Origin of the sequence: Pseudoalteromonas umbrosa (assembly GCF_030125375.1) — a bacterium.
GTDB lineage: Bacteria > Pseudomonadota > Gammaproteobacteria > Enterobacterales > Alteromonadaceae > Pseudoalteromonas > Pseudoalteromonas umbrosa.
Map to the genome: position 1 here is coordinate 231,743 of NZ_JASJUU010000002.1, position 15,898 is coordinate 247,640.

Annotated in this window: 17 protein-coding genes; 6 read left to right on the forward strand and 11 right to left on the reverse strand. The window is 42.2% G+C overall.

What is annotated here, in order from left to right; all coding sequences use genetic code 11:
* Nucleotides 1–25: 25 nt before the first annotated feature.
* The 9 genes from nqrF to QNM16_RS08320 all read right to left on the reverse strand — a co-directional run bounded on the left by nqrF (nt 26) and on the right by QNM16_RS08320 (nt 8,461).
* Entirely contained in the window at nt 26–1,252 is a 1,227-nt protein-coding gene (nqrF, locus tag QNM16_RS08280) for an NADH:ubiquinone reductase (Na(+)-transporting) subunit F (protein WP_284020059.1), read from the reverse strand.
* 19 nt (nt 1,253–1,271) lie between these two features.
* Nucleotides 1,272–1,880 carry an NADH:ubiquinone reductase (Na(+)-transporting) subunit E gene (nqrE, locus tag QNM16_RS08285; RefSeq protein WP_023399566.1) on the reverse strand — a complete coding sequence of 203 codons (609 nt, stop codon included), beginning with the start codon at nt 1,878–1,880 and terminating at the stop codon, nt 1,272–1,274.
* A 10-nt stretch (nt 1,881–1,890) separates the two neighbouring features.
* Entirely contained in the window at nt 1,891–2,523 is a 633-nt protein-coding gene (locus QNM16_RS08290) for an NADH:ubiquinone reductase (Na(+)-transporting) subunit D (RefSeq protein WP_039611690.1), read from the reverse strand.
* Nucleotides 2,523–3,269: a Na(+)-translocating NADH-quinone reductase subunit C gene (locus QNM16_RS08295; RefSeq protein WP_284020060.1), complete on the reverse strand. Its 747-nt coding sequence runs from the start codon at nt 3,267–3,269 to the stop codon at nt 2,523–2,525. The genes QNM16_RS08290 and QNM16_RS08295 overlap by 1 nt, the downstream gene beginning before the upstream one ends.
* Nucleotides 3,262–4,461: an NADH:ubiquinone reductase (Na(+)-transporting) subunit B gene (locus tag QNM16_RS08300; RefSeq protein WP_284020061.1), complete on the reverse strand. Its 1,200-nt coding sequence runs from the start codon at nt 4,459–4,461 to the stop codon at nt 3,262–3,264. The genes QNM16_RS08295 and QNM16_RS08300 overlap by 8 nt, the downstream gene beginning before the upstream one ends.
* A gap of 2 nt (nt 4,462–4,463) precedes the next feature.
* Nucleotides 4,464–5,807, reverse strand: coding sequence for a Na(+)-translocating NADH-quinone reductase subunit A (locus tag QNM16_RS08305; protein WP_039612158.1), 1,344 nt, complete (start codon nt 5,805–5,807; stop codon nt 4,464–4,466).
* Between the two features lie 367 nt (nt 5,808–6,174).
* Nucleotides 6,175–7,365 (reverse strand): enoyl-ACP reductase FabV, encoded by a 1,191-nt coding sequence (gene fabV / locus QNM16_RS08310; RefSeq protein ID WP_284020062.1) that lies wholly within the window; start codon nt 7,363–7,365, stop codon nt 6,175–6,177.
* A 143-nt stretch (nt 7,366–7,508) separates the two neighbouring features.
* Complete coding sequence (locus tag QNM16_RS08315; RefSeq protein WP_063369092.1) at nt 7,509–7,820, reverse strand: BolA family protein; 312 nt, start codon at nt 7,818–7,820, stop codon at nt 7,509–7,511.
* A gap of 59 nt (nt 7,821–7,879) precedes the next feature.
* Nucleotides 7,880–8,461, reverse strand: a complete 582-nt coding sequence (locus tag QNM16_RS08320; protein WP_284020063.1) for an alpha-ketoglutarate-dependent dioxygenase AlkB family protein — start codon at nt 8,459–8,461, stop codon at nt 7,880–7,882.
* Between the two features lie 40 nt (nt 8,462–8,501).
* On the opposite strand from QNM16_RS08320, the gene QNM16_RS08325 reads away from it, so the two are divergent.
* The 4 genes from QNM16_RS08325 to QNM16_RS08340 are packed head-to-tail and all read left to right on the forward strand — an operon-like array spanning nt 8,502 to nt 12,251.
* Entirely contained in the window at nt 8,502–9,656 is a 1,155-nt protein-coding gene (locus QNM16_RS08325) for a methyltransferase (RefSeq protein WP_284020064.1), read from the forward strand.
* A gap of 2 nt (nt 9,657–9,658) precedes the next feature.
* Entirely contained in the window at nt 9,659–10,225 is a 567-nt protein-coding gene (locus tag QNM16_RS08330; protein ID WP_284020065.1) for a YajG family lipoprotein, read from the forward strand.
* Between the two features lie 15 nt (nt 10,226–10,240).
* Complete coding sequence (locus tag QNM16_RS08335; RefSeq protein ID WP_063360205.1) at nt 10,241–10,864, forward strand: peptidylprolyl isomerase; 624 nt, start codon at nt 10,241–10,243, stop codon at nt 10,862–10,864.
* Nucleotides 10,865–10,871: 7 nt separating this feature from the next.
* On the forward strand, nt 10,872–12,251 hold the full coding sequence (locus QNM16_RS08340) for an AmpG family muropeptide MFS transporter (RefSeq protein WP_284020066.1): 1,380 nt from the start codon (nt 10,872–10,874) through the stop codon (nt 12,249–12,251).
* Between the two features lie 42 nt (nt 12,252–12,293).
* Here QNM16_RS08340 and QNM16_RS08345 read toward each other — a convergent pair whose 3' ends face one another.
* The gene (locus tag QNM16_RS08345) at nt 12,294–12,539 is read right to left on the reverse strand and encodes a helix-turn-helix domain-containing protein (protein ID WP_023399554.1); all 246 of its coding nucleotides are present in this window, start codon (nt 12,537–12,539) and stop codon (nt 12,294–12,296) included.
* A 582-nt stretch (nt 12,540–13,121) separates the two neighbouring features.
* On the reverse strand, nt 13,122–13,460 hold the full coding sequence (gene erpA / locus QNM16_RS08350; RefSeq protein ID WP_039611699.1) for an iron-sulfur cluster insertion protein ErpA: 339 nt from the start codon (nt 13,458–13,460) through the stop codon (nt 13,122–13,124).
* Nucleotides 13,461–13,673: 213 nt separating this feature from the next.
* Between erpA and QNM16_RS08355 the strand changes: the two genes are divergently transcribed.
* On the forward strand, nt 13,674–15,356 hold the full coding sequence (locus QNM16_RS08355; protein ID WP_284020067.1) for a chloride channel protein: 1,683 nt from the start codon (nt 13,674–13,676) through the stop codon (nt 15,354–15,356).
* A gap of 21 nt (nt 15,357–15,377) precedes the next feature.
* Complete coding sequence (locus tag QNM16_RS08360; protein ID WP_284020068.1) at nt 15,378–15,812, forward strand: CopD family protein; 435 nt, start codon at nt 15,378–15,380, stop codon at nt 15,810–15,812.
* Nucleotides 15,813–15,898 lie beyond the last annotated feature (86 nt).

The window sequence follows — 15,898 nt, forward strand, 5'->3', positions numbered from 1 at the left end:
TTTATCATCATATCTAAGTTCCTAATTAACCACCGAAGTCATCAAGTAGGATGTTTTCGTCTTCAACACCTAGATCTTTCAGCATGTTGATAACAGCCGCGTTCATCATCGGTGGACCACACATGTAGAACTCACAATCTTCAGGCGCTTCGTGGTCCTTCAGATAGTTTTCTAGTAATACGTTGTGGATGAAGCCTGTGTAACCTTCCCAGTTATCCTCTGGTTGAGGATCTGAAAGTGCTACGTGCCATTCAAAGTTTTCGTTGTCAGCTGCTAGGCCGTCAAAGTCTTCTACGTAGAACATCTCACGCTTAGAACGTGCACCGTACCAGAAAGACATCTTACGGTCTGAGTTAAGACGCTTAAGCTGGTCGAAGATGTGTGAACGCATTGGTGCCATACCTGCACCACCACCAACGAATACCATTTCTGCATCAGTTTCTTTCGCGAAGAATTCACCGAATGGACCAGAGATAGTGACTTTATCACCTTCTTTTAGTGACCAGATGTACGATGACATCTTACCACAAGGTAGGCTTAGGTTATTTGGCGGCGGAGTCGCAATACGTACGTTAAGCATGATGATGCCATACTCTTCTGGGTAGTTCGCCATTGAGTATGCACGGATTGTTTCGTCATCAACCTTAGACTCAAGGTTAAAGAAGCCGAAACGCTCCCAGTCGCCACGATACTCGTCAGGAATATCGAAGTCAGCGTATTTAACGTGGTGAGCTGGCGCTTCAATCTGGATATAACCACCTGCACGGAAAGGTACAACCTCACCTTCAGGGATACCAAGCTTAAGCTCTTTGATGAATGTCGCTTTATTATCGTTAGAGATAACTGTACATTCCCACTTTTTAACACCGAAGATAGACTCTTCTACTTCGATTTCCATGTCAGTTTTAACTGCAACCTGACACGCTAGACGACAACCTTCACGTGCTTCACCTTTAGTAATGTGGTCAAGCTCAGTTGGAAGAATATCACCACCACCAGAATGAACATGTACGCGACACTGGCCACAAGAACCACCACCACCACATGCTGATGAAATGAAGATACCTGCATCAGCTAGTGAGCCTAATAGCTTACCACCTGGTGCTGAAGTAATTGCTTTATCTGCATCGCCATTGATGCCGATTGTGATGTCACCGCTTGGTACAAGCTTCGATTTCGCTGCGATGATGACTAGCACCAAGATCACAACGATAGCGATGAACATACTTACACCTAATACAATAGTTTCCATCGTATAGTTTCCTCGCTAATTAAAGTGAAATACCAGAGAATGACAAGAAGCCAAAGCCCATAAGACCTACAGTGATGAAGGTAATACCTAAACCACGAAGACCGTCAGGGATATCAGCATACTTCATCTTCTCACGAAGACCTGCTAGCAATACAATTGCAAGCGCCCAACCCACACCAGAACCTACGCCGAATACGACTGACTCTGCTAGGTTGTAGTTACGCTCAACCATGAATGCTACCGCACCGAAAATCGCACAGTTTACTGTGATCAGTGGCAAGAAAATACCAAGCGCGTTGTATAGCGCAGGGAAGAACTTGTCCAAAGTCATTTCAAGGATCTGTACCAATGCTGCAATTACACCGATGAAAGTCAAGAATTTCAAGAAGCTTAAGTCAGCCTCTGGGAAACCAAGCCACTCTAGTGCACCTGGTGCTAATACTGCGTGATAAACGATGTTGTTTACCGGTACAGCTACACCTAGTACGAAGATAACAGCAACACCAAGTCCAAACGAGGTAGTTACTTTCTTAGATACCGCAAGGAATGTACACATACCTAAGAAGAAAGATAGCGCTAAGTTTTCAATGAAAACAGCTTTTACAAATAAGCTAAGATAATGTTCCATCTTTCTCCCCTTATGCCTTCGCTTCTACTTGGTCTTTCTTATAAGTACGAAGTACCCAAATGAAGAAACCAACTAAGAAGAATGAACTGAATGGCATAATTAATAGACCCATTGGCTGGTACCAACCACCGTCAGCAACAAGTGGAAGAATTTCAACACCAAATAGTGCACCTGCACCGAATAGCTCACGTACAAAACCAATTGTAATTAGAACTACTGAGTAACCAAGACCGTTACCGATACCGTCTAAGAAAGACATAAGCGGTGGCGACTTCATTGCATATGCTTCTGCACGACCCATTACGATACAGTTAGTAATGATCAGACCAACGAATACCGTTAGTTCTTTTGCTGTAGCATAGACAAATGCTTGAAGTGTTTGGTCAACAACGATTACCAATGATGCGATAATAGTCATTTGAACGATGATACGTACACTTGACGGAATGTGGTTACGAATCAACGAGATAAATAAGCTTGAGAACGCAGTTACCACAGTCAAAGCAAGTGACATGATAAGTGCATTTTTAAGGCTTGAAGTAACCGCTAGCGCAGAACAAATACCCAGTACTTGCAGAGCAATTGGGTTGTTTGCGAAGACTGGTCCTAACAAGACTTCCTTCATTTCTTTTGCATTAGCCATTAGTTCAATGCCCCTTCACGTACTTTCGCTAGGAATGGACCAAACGCTTTATCGCCTGTCCAGAACTTGAATGTGTTATCAACACCGTTCGAAGTTAGTGTTGCGCCAGATAGACCATCAACTTTGTGAATATCGTTGCCAGCTGTGCCTTTTACGATATCAACAGGTAGTTGCTTGCCTTCCCAAGTAGCTGTCCACTTAGGGTTCTGGATTTCACCACCAAGACCAGCGGTTTCGTTGTGCTGATAGAAGTTGATAGCTTTAATGGTTTTTGTATCAAGTTCAAGAGCGATGAAACCATACATGATGCCCCAAAGACCGTAACCTTGAATAGGTAAGATCACTGACTCAACCTGACCATTGCTGTCTTTAGCAAGGTATACAGGAGACTCATGAGTCATACGAAGTACGCCGGCTAAGTCTTCTTCTTTAGGAAGTGCAAAACTGCGCTCTGCATCGAACTTAGTCATTGTGAAATCAAATGAGTTAGGATCTGTGTCAACAAACTCACCAGATTTTAAGTCAACAACGCGTGCATCGATAACTTGGCTGTACTTTTGTGAAACGTTCTCAACGTCTTTAAAACCAGCTGCTGCTAGAATGTTACGCTGAACGTCTTCAATTTTGTTTGCCTGCTGTAGAGGGCGCAATTGAACTGCCGCAAAAGATACGACGATTGCACACACTAAACACAAACCAACAACAACGCCTAACGTTTTGCCGATAGTTTCATTGTTACTAGACACGTGCCAATCTCCTCTTCACATTTGACTGCACTACAAGGTGGTCGAATAGCGGTGCGAATAGGTTAGCGAATAGGATTGCTAACATCATACCTTCTGGGTATGCTGGGTTAACAACACGGATAAGCACTACCATAACACCAATTAATGCACCGTATGCCCATTTACCTTTATCAGTGAAAGACGCAGAAACTGGGTCAGTCGCCATAAAGAACATACCAAATGCAAAACCACCAAGTACTAAGTGCCAATGCCAAGGCATAGCAAATGTCGCGTTCGTGTCAGAACCGATCATGTTCAGTAGCGTAGACATCACAACCATACCTAGGAATGTACCTAGTACGATGCGCCATGACGCGATACGAACATACATCAAGAACAAACCACCAATTGCCAGTGCTAGCGTCGACGTTTCACCCATTGAACCTTGGATAAAGCCGTAGAATGCATCCCACCACAACTGCATGTTGTTGTAATCTAATGAACCGATCGCTGCTTGACCTAGGTATGTAGCACCAGAGAATGAATCTACTGCTGTCCATACTGTGTCACCAGAGATATCACCTGGGTATGCGAAGAAAAGGAACGCACGACCAGCAAGTGCAGGGTTAAGGAAGTTACGGCCTGTACCACCGAATACTTCTTTAGCTACCACAACACCAAACGTGATACCTAGTGCAACTTGCCATAAAGGAATGGTTGCAGGCAGGATCAATGCAAATAATACTGAAGTTACGAAGAAACCTTCGTTTACTTCGTGCTTACGCACTGATGCGAATAATACTTCCCAGAAACCACCTACGACAAACACCGTACCGTAAATAGGTAAGAAGAAGCACGCACCATAAAACATTTTCGCTGCCCAGCCAGAATCTGCTGTCAGCTCACCACCTAGCGCTTGGAAAATACCAGCTTGCCAAGTAGATGCGATGTCAAAACCACTACCAATCGCTAATGCCGCTTGGTGACCGATGTTGAACATACCAAAGAACATAGCCGGGAACGTCGCCATCCATACCAAAATCATGATACGTTTCAGGTCGATGTTATCACGCACGTGCGTGCCGCCTTTGTTTACGTAACCAGGAGTATAGAAAACCGTCGCGATAGCTTCATAAAGCGCATACCACTTCTCGTGTTTTCCACCCGGTTCAAAGTGAGGTTCAATGTCTTCTAAAAATTTCTTTAAGGCCATTTTTAACCTTCCTTCTCGATAGTAGTCAGGCAATCACGTAGGATTAAGCCAAAGTCATACTTGCCTGGACATACGAAGGTACACAATGCTAAATCTTCTTCGTCAAGCTCAAGCGCACCTAAAGAGATAGCGCTATCTAGATCGCCTGCGATCAGATCACGAAGTAATAGCGTTGGTAGGATATCCAGAGGCATAACACGCTCATAGTTGCCAATTGGCACCATTGCACGCTTAGAACCACCAGTAGACGTTGTAAACTTGAACAAACGGCTAGGTGCTAAGTGTGAAATGAATGTACGTGTCACAGAGAATTTTTTACTACCTGGCGCAATCCAACCAAATAGCTCTTTCTCACGACCTTCAAGAAGAACTGAAACCTGTACGTGGTAACGACCTAGGAAACCATGAGGGCCGGCTGCTGTTTTACCAGCTAACACAGAGCCAGAAATGACTCGGTTATCACCGTCTTCAAGTTCACCAGATACTAAATCTGTTAACGACGCACCAACTTGAGTTTTAACTAAACGAGGATTCTTTACGCGAGGACCTGCCAAAGAAACAACTCGATCAGTGTAGATCTCGCCAGTTAGGAACAGCTTACCAAACGCGATAACGTCCTGGTAACCTAAGTGCCAAACTTGCTTGTCTGCACTAACTGCATCTAGATGATGGATATGAGTACCCACTAAGCCTGCTGGGTGAACACCCGCGAACTCATGTACTTCTACTTGTGATAGCGAAGAGCTTGGTACTTTACTACCAGACTGCTTACACACAAATACTTTGCCATCAGTTAGACGTGAAACCACAGCAAGACCCGCTTCAAACGCTTCAACGTTTTCAGCAATGATCACTGCAGGATCTGCGGCTAATGGGTTAGTATCTATGGCTGTCACGAAGATTGAGCTCGGCGTTGCGCTTGGAACAGCAACACGGCTAAATGGACGTGCACGTAGCGCTGGCCATTGACCAGACTCAATAAGCAATTCTTTAACTTTCTCACGATCTAAGTTGCTTAAATCAGCAGCTGCGACCTTATCGAAAGTGATTTGCTCATTGCCTTGCACTTCAATCACGACAGACTGAAGAACACGCTTAGCACCACGGTTGATTTCTTTAACTACACCAGAGGCTGGCGCAGTAAACTTGACGCCAGGATTCTTTTTGTCTTCAAAAAGAATTTGGCCTTTTTTGACTTGGTCATCCACGCGAACATGCATGGTTGGACGCATACCAATAAACTCTTCACCAAGCACAGCTACGCGTTTGATGGCAGCGCCATCATGAATAGCTTGCTGTGGTGCGCCCTCTATGGGTAAGTCCAGACCTTTTTTTATGTTGATCATACGCACTTGCATTACATTAACGGAAAGAAATTGAAAAATCTTTAGTTATCACGGCCGCTATCTCATCGTGTTTTCAGTATCAAAGAACTCGCCTAATCAAAAGAGACTTGACAAAAGTCAAATCAACCAAAAACAAGCGTCGTGATATATAGTCCTCACATATTTCCGCAATTTTAACATTAATCGCCCTGACTATGCGAGTAGAATTATCAAATTAATACGACTTAACAATGGTTTTAGCTCAGTTCAGCTAATTGCGATTAATTCAATATAGACCAAAGTGGTATTGAATGAGAAAAAGATAGGTATGTTTAGCAGGATAAATATATGATGGTGAAGCAAGTACGCTTCACCATTAGCTCAATAATTAAACTAAATTATTGATTTCAGCAATAGTATTTACGTCAGCGTCATAATCGACACCCTCAACACCAAAGCCAAATAATTTTAAGAACTCGTTGTGATAACCTTCGTAGTCAGTTAATGCATCAATCGTATCCGTATCTACTGTGTCCCAAATATGCTGAATACGTGCTTGCACACCATCTTCTAGCTCTTTGTAGTTTTGGAACAGGTGACCACCGTCATCAAAACGCGGGCTATCGCTGTACAGACTTTCATTAAATAGACCATGGATCTGCTCAATAGTCCCTTCATATGTACCGTCTTCTTTGGTTACTTTAAATAAAGCTGAGATATAAAGTGGCATGATTGGAATTGCAGAACTCGCTTGTGTCACAACTGCATTAAGAGAAGACACATAAGCTTCACCATTTAGCGCAGCTGTCGACGCTTTAATTGCCGCAGCAGCTCTATCTAAATCTTCTTTCGCTTTACCGATTGTTGCATGACCATAAATTGGCCATGTTAGCTCTTTACCAATATAAGTATAAGCTGTCGTCTTAAAGTTATCTGCTAGCACATCTGCTTGCTTAAGTGCATCTAACCAAAGTTCCCAGTCTTCGCCGCCCATCACTTTAACTGTGTTAGCGATTTCATCTTCGTTGGCCGCTTCAACACTCACTTCGTCAATAACGCGCTTAGACGTGTTTAAGTTTTTAGTTGTAATTGCCTCGCCAATTGGCTTAAGCACTGAACTGTGTGTTTCACCTGTTTTAGGATCAGTACGACGCGGCGAAGCTAGGCTGTAAATAATTAAATCGACTTTACCCATATCTGCTTTAATCGCTTCAATGGCTTTTTCTTTTAGTTCCGTTGAAAACGCATCACCATTAATGTTTTTAGACCAAAGGCCTGCTTTGTCAGCTGCGTTTTGGAAAGCTGCTGTGTTGTACCAACCAGCAGATGCTGTTTTTTTCTCTGTACCTTCTTTCTCAAAAAAGATACCTAGTGTTTTTGCACCAGAACCAAATGCCGCAGTAATACGAGACGCTAGGCCATAGCCAGTAGAAGCACCGATCACAAGTACATTTTTTGGACCATCTTTTAACTCGCCCTGTTGCTTAACATAAGCGATTTGCTCTTCAACATGTGCAGCACAACCTGCTGGATGAGCATTTGTACAGATAAAACCACGGATCTTCGGCTTAATTACCATTATATTTCCTACTAAATTTTGAATTTGTCTCAAGTATTTAGGCCCATCATTTACCACAAACAACTGAGAGGTTAGAAAGATGGTGCCAGAAAAATTGCGTATAGTGTAATCTCTGATGACCTAAATACAGGTCTGATCAGATGTTAGTCGAACTTTGACCCACCTAAACAGTTTGGTGATGCTGGTACTTGCCCAGACTGCTCACTAAATTCTTCAGGTGTATGGGCATGAATAGCCAGAGCATGAATATCATTGGCTAATTCAGACTTCAGTACCTCATTTATGCGTCTGTGACGAGGTAATAAACGTAAACCAGAAAACTCTTCACTGACAACAATCACTTTAAAGTGTGAATCACTCCCGCGACTGTGCATATGGCTTTCATTGATCACCTCAAGGTGCGTGCAATCAATTGCGTCACTGAGTTTGGTGTGTATTTGTTGCTGCATAGACATGGGCATACTCTTTACTATCATATTGTTAAACATCGCATACTATACGCCCTAAACTAGGATTAACCAACCGTTCTAAATGTCAGATTAATTCGCCCCTGCTTGACTTTTGTTTGTTTAGGTAGACTGTGCTCATAATCGTGCTGACTATCTCCTGACATAATCAACAAGCTACCCGTTTCAAGCATAAAAGAAGTAACTTCCCGCGTTTGTCGATGACGTATTTTGAACAATCTTGGTGCGCCCAAAGATACCGAGGCTATTAATGGCTTATTGCCCAACTCTTTTTCATCGTCACTATGCCAACCCATTGTATCCATGCCATCACGATACCAATTAACCAACAGTGCATTAAAAGCTTTATCATATTGACTTTTTAAGCGCTGGCGCATGGCATCCAATGCGGGCAGCCATGGAACATTATCCAATGACTTACCTGAGTAGCCATAATGTACACTCGGGTCGGCAACGAAACACTGTAACCTCGGAATAAAATGATATTTACCATAGACCTGAATTTTTGGCTGTTGCCAAGGCAAACTCGTGGTTAAGTGCTCGTATAAGGCCAAGCTTTTATCAAAAGAGATAACCTGTGGAAAATACGTAAAGCCTTCAGGCAAACATTCTTTGTTCAGCTGTGACATGATATTATGCACTCACATTGTTAGTGAAAAATATAGACCTATGACAACCGACGCGGTATTGGCTAATCGCCCATTTACTTTACATCGATTTCCTCTAGAACAAAAAAATCGCAGTTTACAAGCTTGGGATGCCGCAGACGAGTATCTACTTGAACACATCAGCGAAGACTACTCTGATGTGCGAAAAATATTAGTGTTAAATGACAGCTTTGGCGCACTCAGTTGCGCACTATCCGTTATTTACCAACATGATGACCAGCTCCCTGCCATTCATTTTGTCAACGACTCCTTTGTGAGCACCGCTGCGTGTAAATACAACCTGAGTGAAAACCAGCTACCCGATACCCATATCTCATTTTTAGATAGCTTGGATGCGCTGCCCCATGACATCGATTTAGTGATACTAAAAATACCTAAAAATGCAGGTTATTTACAGCACCAGTTAGCAAAATTGAGTCACTTACCCGCAGACATCCCTGTTGTTGCCGCTGGTAAAGCAAAAGAGATCCATACCTCTACACTAAAGTCGTTTAACCATTTTATCTACGAACCAAAAACTAGTTTGGCCGTTAAAAAGTCTCGATTAATTTTTTCTAAAACAACCAACAAACCCGTTGCTTGCAAGTTTCCAGTATCTTGGTCATTAGAAAAGACAGAGATGACCATCACCAATCACGCCAATGTCTTTTCACGTGATTCCTTAGATATTGGCGCACGGTTTTTCTTTAACTACTTACCTGCAGGTAAAAAGGCACTCAACATCATTGATTTAGGATGTGGTAATGGCGTGATTGGACTGCAAACATTAAACCGTATGCCCAATGCAAAAGTCACCTTTGTGGATGAGTCTGCGATGGCTGTAGCAAGTGCTCGCCAGAACGTAGCAGACAATCTACCTACCAGACTGAGCGATTCTCAGTTTGTACACAACGACTGTTTAACCGATTTTACTCCGAACAGCGCAGATTTAGTGCTGTGTAATCCGCCATTCCACCAAGCACAAGCGATCACAGACCACATTGCTTGGCAAATGTTTTTACAGGCTAAATATACACTGCGCAATGGCGGCGAACTCAGGATCATTGGAAATCGTCATTTAGATTATCAAGATAAGTTGCAGCGCCTTTTTGGTAATTGTAAGGTGCTGGGCAATAATAAAAAGTTTACCGTATTAAGCGTAATAAAAAGGAGCTAATCATGGCCAAAATTATCTACTCTCTCGCAACTGCAGGCATGTTGGCTGTATTGTCTGGCTGCACAGCCGCGCCAAAGTCGGTGATCATGAATCCACAATATTCCGAAGGCCAAGTTGTCCAGTTTAACATGCCCATCAATGTCAATGTGATGGATTTAAGAACATCCAAGTTTACTGTCAAAGTGCTTAATACAGAGCCCGCAGTTTACTTACCTGATGCAAACTTGCCAGTCACTATTTCTAATGTATTTAAACAGGCCTTAGTAGCGAATAACGCAAACATCACTCCAGAAGCTAAAACAACGATTACACTGGAGATAGATAAGTTCTTAGCGCAAGTGACTGAAACATACAGCAAGCATGAAAGTAATGCCGAAGCTGAATTTAAAGTGACGGTCAATAAACCAAGTGGTACTTTTAGTAAGTCATACACGGGGACTCGCACGCTATCGGGCTCTTTAAAGCACGACCAAGCCAAGGTGGAAGGTCAGCTTAATATGCTCGCACAGCAGCTTGTTACTCATATAATTAAAGACAAAGAGTTAATTGATTTCATCGCACAACAATAATAAGAGGCTGTCAACATGATCCGCATATTGGTTTTTGCTTTCCTAATTGTAACAGCAAGCTTTGCACAAGCAGCTAATAAAGAAGGACGCTTCGTCCAAAAAGACAATCTGTTCCCTAAAGTTCAGATCAATACATCGCTGGGTAAAATCATCGTTGAGCTAGACCGCTCACGCGCGCCACTAACGGTCAATAACTTTTTAACCTATGTTGTCAATGGTGATTATAAAGGCTCTGTTTTTCATCGAGTTGAACGTGATGAAGCCAACGAAAAAGACTTTGTGATCCAAGGTGGCGGCTACGACAAAGACTACGATGGTATGTTCGAACGCAAACCCATTTTCAATGAAAGCGGTAACGGCCTTAAAAATGAAATGTATTCTGTCGCGATGGCCTACCAAGACAGTAAGCCGCATTCGGGTACCCGTCAGTTCTTCTTTAATATGGATGATAATGACCATTTAAACCCAGGTAGAGGTTGGGGATTTGCGGTATTTGGTAACGTCACTGATGGTTATGAAACCTTGGACAAGATAATGCAAGTGGAAACTGGCTACAATCAAAAGCTAGGTTACTCATTTATCCCTAAGACAGCGGTTATCATTCATAGCGTCGATATCTTGCCAGCTGAAGAGTTTTAACTAAACAATGATGACATCAGCCAGTATTTCCCAATACCTGAGTTATTACAAAGACAAACGACTGCTGACTGTATTTGCATTTGGTATGAGCCAAGGCTTCCCTTGGGTGCTGATCGGCTCAGTCATGTCTGCGTGGTTAAAAGATGAAGGCCTTAGCCGCAGTTTAATTGGATTGTTTGGAATTGTTTTTAGCGCCTATACCATCAATTTTCTGTGGTCTCCATTAGTCGATAGATTAAAGCTTCCCGTGCTTGGTAACATACTGGGTCAGCGTAGGAGTTGGATTTTACTCGGCCAAGTCGTTATTACGGCAAGTGCCATATGTTTGGCATTTATTGATTTAAAAACAAGTTTATTTTATGCGGCTCTACTTTGCTTTTTAATTGCTTTGTTCGCTGCGACACACGATATTGCGATCGATGGTTATCGTATTGATGTGCTACCCCAATCAGAAAGTGAAAAGTCTACGGCAGCTGCAGCCATGGCAACATCAGGTTGGTGGAGCGGCTATGCCCTGCTTGGCGCTATTCCTTTTTTCGCAGCCGACCTGCCAAATATATCTTGGTCTGATGTTTATTTGCTACTCGCTGTGATAATGGCATTACTTTGTGTTGTAACCTTGGTAGCAAAAGAGCCAGAGTCTCATCGAGATACAGCACAAGCGCAAATACAAAAAGCATACGAAGAAAAATTATCTCAACTTGGCCACTCCAAAGCCAATAAGTTACTCGCTTGGCTGGGTGTGACGCTGGTCGCGCCCTTTGTCAGCTTTTTTAATAAAAATGGCGTCAAAACAGCACTTGCACTTTTAACCTTTATTTTTTTATTTAAGATTGGCGAAGCGTTTTTAGCGCGCATGTCTATCGTATTTTATAAAGAGATTGGTTTTACCAACACGCAAATAGCACAGTATTCAAAGCTAGGCACCGGACTCATTACCATTGTATTTGCATTCCTTGGCAGCATTTTCAACCACAAATATGGCATAGTCAAAGGCCTGTTTATCAGTGGTGTCGCAATGGCGGCCTCTAATTTGATTTTTTCTTGGATAGCGGTTGCGGGACCAAAAGAGTCTCTGTATGCGCTTGCTATTGTTGTTGATGGCTTTACTCAGGCATGGTCATTGGTTGCTATGGTCGCTTTCATTTCTATGCTCTGCGATAGAACCTTTAGCGCAACACATTATGCACTTCTGGCATCATTGGGCAGTTTAGGTAGAACTGTGTTATCTAGTTACAGTGGCGTGGTCATTGATGACTGGTTAGGTGGCAATTGGGCAGTATTTTTTGTCATCACTGCGTTGATGGTACTTCCTTCTTTACTATTTCTATATTTCATTCGCCATAAGCTCTATGCATTAGAGGCGGACTTCAAGAAACAAGACTAAGGTGCACTTCCCTGCACCTTGTATTCTTAATCCCGTAAAGGGTTATAGCTCTTCTTTATTAATTAAAGATAGACCTTCATACGGGTCAACTTCTAACGCTTCACAATAGCGCAAAAACTCGATCACATCTAAACGGCGCTCTTGGTTTTCAATCTTTCCGATGAAAGAATGTGGCGTACCTAAAACTTGAGCAAGGCTACGCATTGTATGGCCTTTCTCATGACGCTTTGATTTCAACCATTTTGTTAACTTTCCGTTTTCTTCCGAAGAAACCGTTTTACCCATCATAAATAAACATCTCCTACTTGATGATTAATCTCAACTGGCCTCGTGAAATTTGCCCGTCTCACTCAGCTGGCTATTGTATTTTAAAAAATAATACCTCTGTAGGCCCTATAGGCCTTGCACATTTCCTGTATCAACAACAGGTGTGTTCCTATGTACCCAATTAGGTATAGACTATCTTACCGCTAAAACCTAATAAATTTTTGAAAAACTGTATTCGTTTTTTTCATGTAGGGTACATACTACACTTTAACAAAAATTTTATATCTTGTACCAGTATTTGAAATAATTTATTTTTCTTTAAAAAATAAGCATTTACAGCTAATCTTAAAATTAACTTAAAAAAAGGGCTTAAAAATGTTCCGGATTTTATTTTTATTACCACTGATTTTGTGCTTTGGATGGTATTATTTTTTGCGTGTAAACAATGTGCCTATCAAACAAGGAAAGCGCGGTTTCATCTATATTCTTTTGTTTTCCGCATTGATTTTAGGCTTTTTTGTTTTGATGATGCATGTGACTAACCCAGCATAAAAAAGCCATGCGATTGCATGGCTTTTTTATCGTGATTTGGAACCGCTTCAATTACACACTGAAACTTGCACCGCAACCACATGTTGTCGTCGCATTTGGGTTATTGACGAAGAAACGTGCGCCTTCAAGCCCTTCAGTGTAGTCAACGATACCATCCATCAAGTACTGAATACTCATTGGGTCAACCACCATAACCACACCATTTTTCTCTATTTCCAAGTCGCCTGGGTTTACCTTTTCATCAAATGTAAATCCATATTGAAACCCAGAGCATCCTCCACCAGTTACGTATACACGAAGCTTTAGTTCAGGATTTTCCTCTTCGGAAATCAATTCTTTTACGCGCGCAGCAGCTGCATCGCTAAACTTAATCGGTAACTCTTCTGACATGTGCATTCGACCCTTGTACATTAATTAACGGAATTATCTAATACCCGACTATTTTAATCAAGTATCGGTATGTACCCGTTTCACCCGCCATCAAGTCCATACCTTTAATAAAAAATACCCGTAAAAACACGTACAAAGCTAGATTTATGTCAGGGACTTAATATTATTCTTTTGATAAAATAAAAAAGTACTTCCAATCTCAAACTTTAAACTATGACGCTTGATCAAGTTAGACGACGCCTTGCACAACCGAGAACTTCAGCACAGCTTTGCCTATTGGGCGTATGCGCTGGATTGATTGCAGCCATTTTAATCATTCTTTTTCGATTAATGATCGAACTTGTTCAATCAACTTTTCTTGAAAGCCACGACGACTTCACATCTTTGGCAGAGCACCAAAGGTTATTACTACCTGTCGGGGCAGCATTGGTCATCGCCTTATTTGCTAACTTAACTGGCTTTAAGCACTATCGACTCGGTATTCCATTTGTGATTAACCGGATCAAGCATCATTACGGGCATATGCCCATCTGGAATTCAGTCAATCAATTTTTTGGGGGTGGTATCGCGCTTATCTGTGGTTTCTCAGTAGGTCGTGAAGGACCATCTGTGCATATGGGCGCGACAGGCGCCAGCGTACTCACTGAAAGGCTACATTTACCGCACAATGCTGCTAGAACGCTTGCCGGGTGTGGTGTTGCAGCAGGGATAGCGGCGTCATTCAACACGCCTTTAGCCGCTGTTATTTTCGTGATGGAAGTCGTGCTTAGGGAGTACAAGATCCATATCTTTGTTCCCATCATGCTGGCAGCCGTTACTGGTGCCTTAGCAACACAGTTTGTATTTGGTAATGTCTCCGAACTTTCATTGATCCAAATAGAAATGCTCAGCTTCTGGCACTACCCTTATCTGATAATATGTGGATTTGCATTAGGTGCGATTGCTTTTGCATTTAATCAAAATTTGATGCTAATCATCAAAAGCTTTAAGCCAATTAGCATGTTCCCTCGTTTATTACTCGCCGGTTTAATTGCTGGGTTAATAGGTTATCTTGTACCTGAAGCTATGGGCTCAGGCATGAGTGCTATAAAACTGGCAGTTGATAGTCCTGATAATTTGCAGCTACTCACGACAATTTTTATTGCTAAGTTGCTTGCCACCTTGTTTGCAATTGGGCTAGGGATCCCAGGGGGGCTGATAGGCCCTGTTATAGGGCTTGGCGTAATCATGGGCACACTCATGGCTTTTTTTGCACAGTTTATCTCCCCTGAAGTAAACGTAGCTGGAACTTATGGTGTACTAGGTATGGCTGGGCTTTTAGCAGCTACTTTACACGCTCCACTAGCAGCTTTGACAGCTGTCATGGAGCTTACCTCAAATCCACAAATCGTAGTCCCTGCCATGCTAGTTATTTCGACCGCATATGTAACTGCGCTGCAAGTTTTTGGCAACCGCTCTATTTTTATTCAGCAACTCGACTTTCAAGGTCTGCCTTATCAGGTTTCACCCGCCAAAGAAGCACTGCAGAAAGTCGGGATCGTCGAAGAAATGGAAGAAGATTTTAAATTACTTTATTCAAATGATCCCGAGCAGATTAAAGCAACACTCAGTGCTGTGGATAGCCAAACTCCGCTGATTACTTACGACGAAGAAAAGGGATATCGTTTAGCTGAGTATGATTTAACCTTAGTATCTGATGACAGTGCGACAATAAAATATTTACCGCTACAAGGTTTGAGCACACAAGCAACGCTCGCCGAGGCATTTGAAATATTAAAAGATAAGCGCTCTGGCGCAGTCTATGTTTACAATCAAAAAGATAGCTTACAAATAATGGGCGTTGTACGTTGGGATAAGTTGCGTCATATCCTAACAATGAGAAACAGTTTACTTTAATCAATAACAATAAGGGGCACTATGAGCGCTTTGCTGATTTATAAAGCTTTGCACATATTTTTTATGGTTGCGTGGTTCGCTGGGATTTTTTATTTGCCAAGATTATTTATCTATCACACCATGACTGAAGAGAAAGCCTGCGCTGCCATGCTGAAAATAATGGAGCGAAGACTGCTCTATTTTGTCACACCATTTGCGGTTTTAACCACTGTCTTTGGCGTACTGACTATCATAGAGTACGGTAGAGAGTGGTTCAAATACAACATGTGGTTGCACTATAAACTCGTGTTCGTGATTATTCTCTATATATATCATGCATATTGCTTCAAGCTCCTGGCCGACTTTAAGCACGATAGAAATATTCGCAGCACACGATTTTACCGCTTCTTTAATGAGTTCCCAGTGTTATTGTTGCTGCCTATCATCTTACTCGCAGTCTTAAAGCCACTTTTTTAGTGTAAATATGACGGTATCGTACCGTCATACTCTCCTGTTGACGTGCAATTATGCTATCATATCGTTCCAGTAACCTGCGTTGCCAA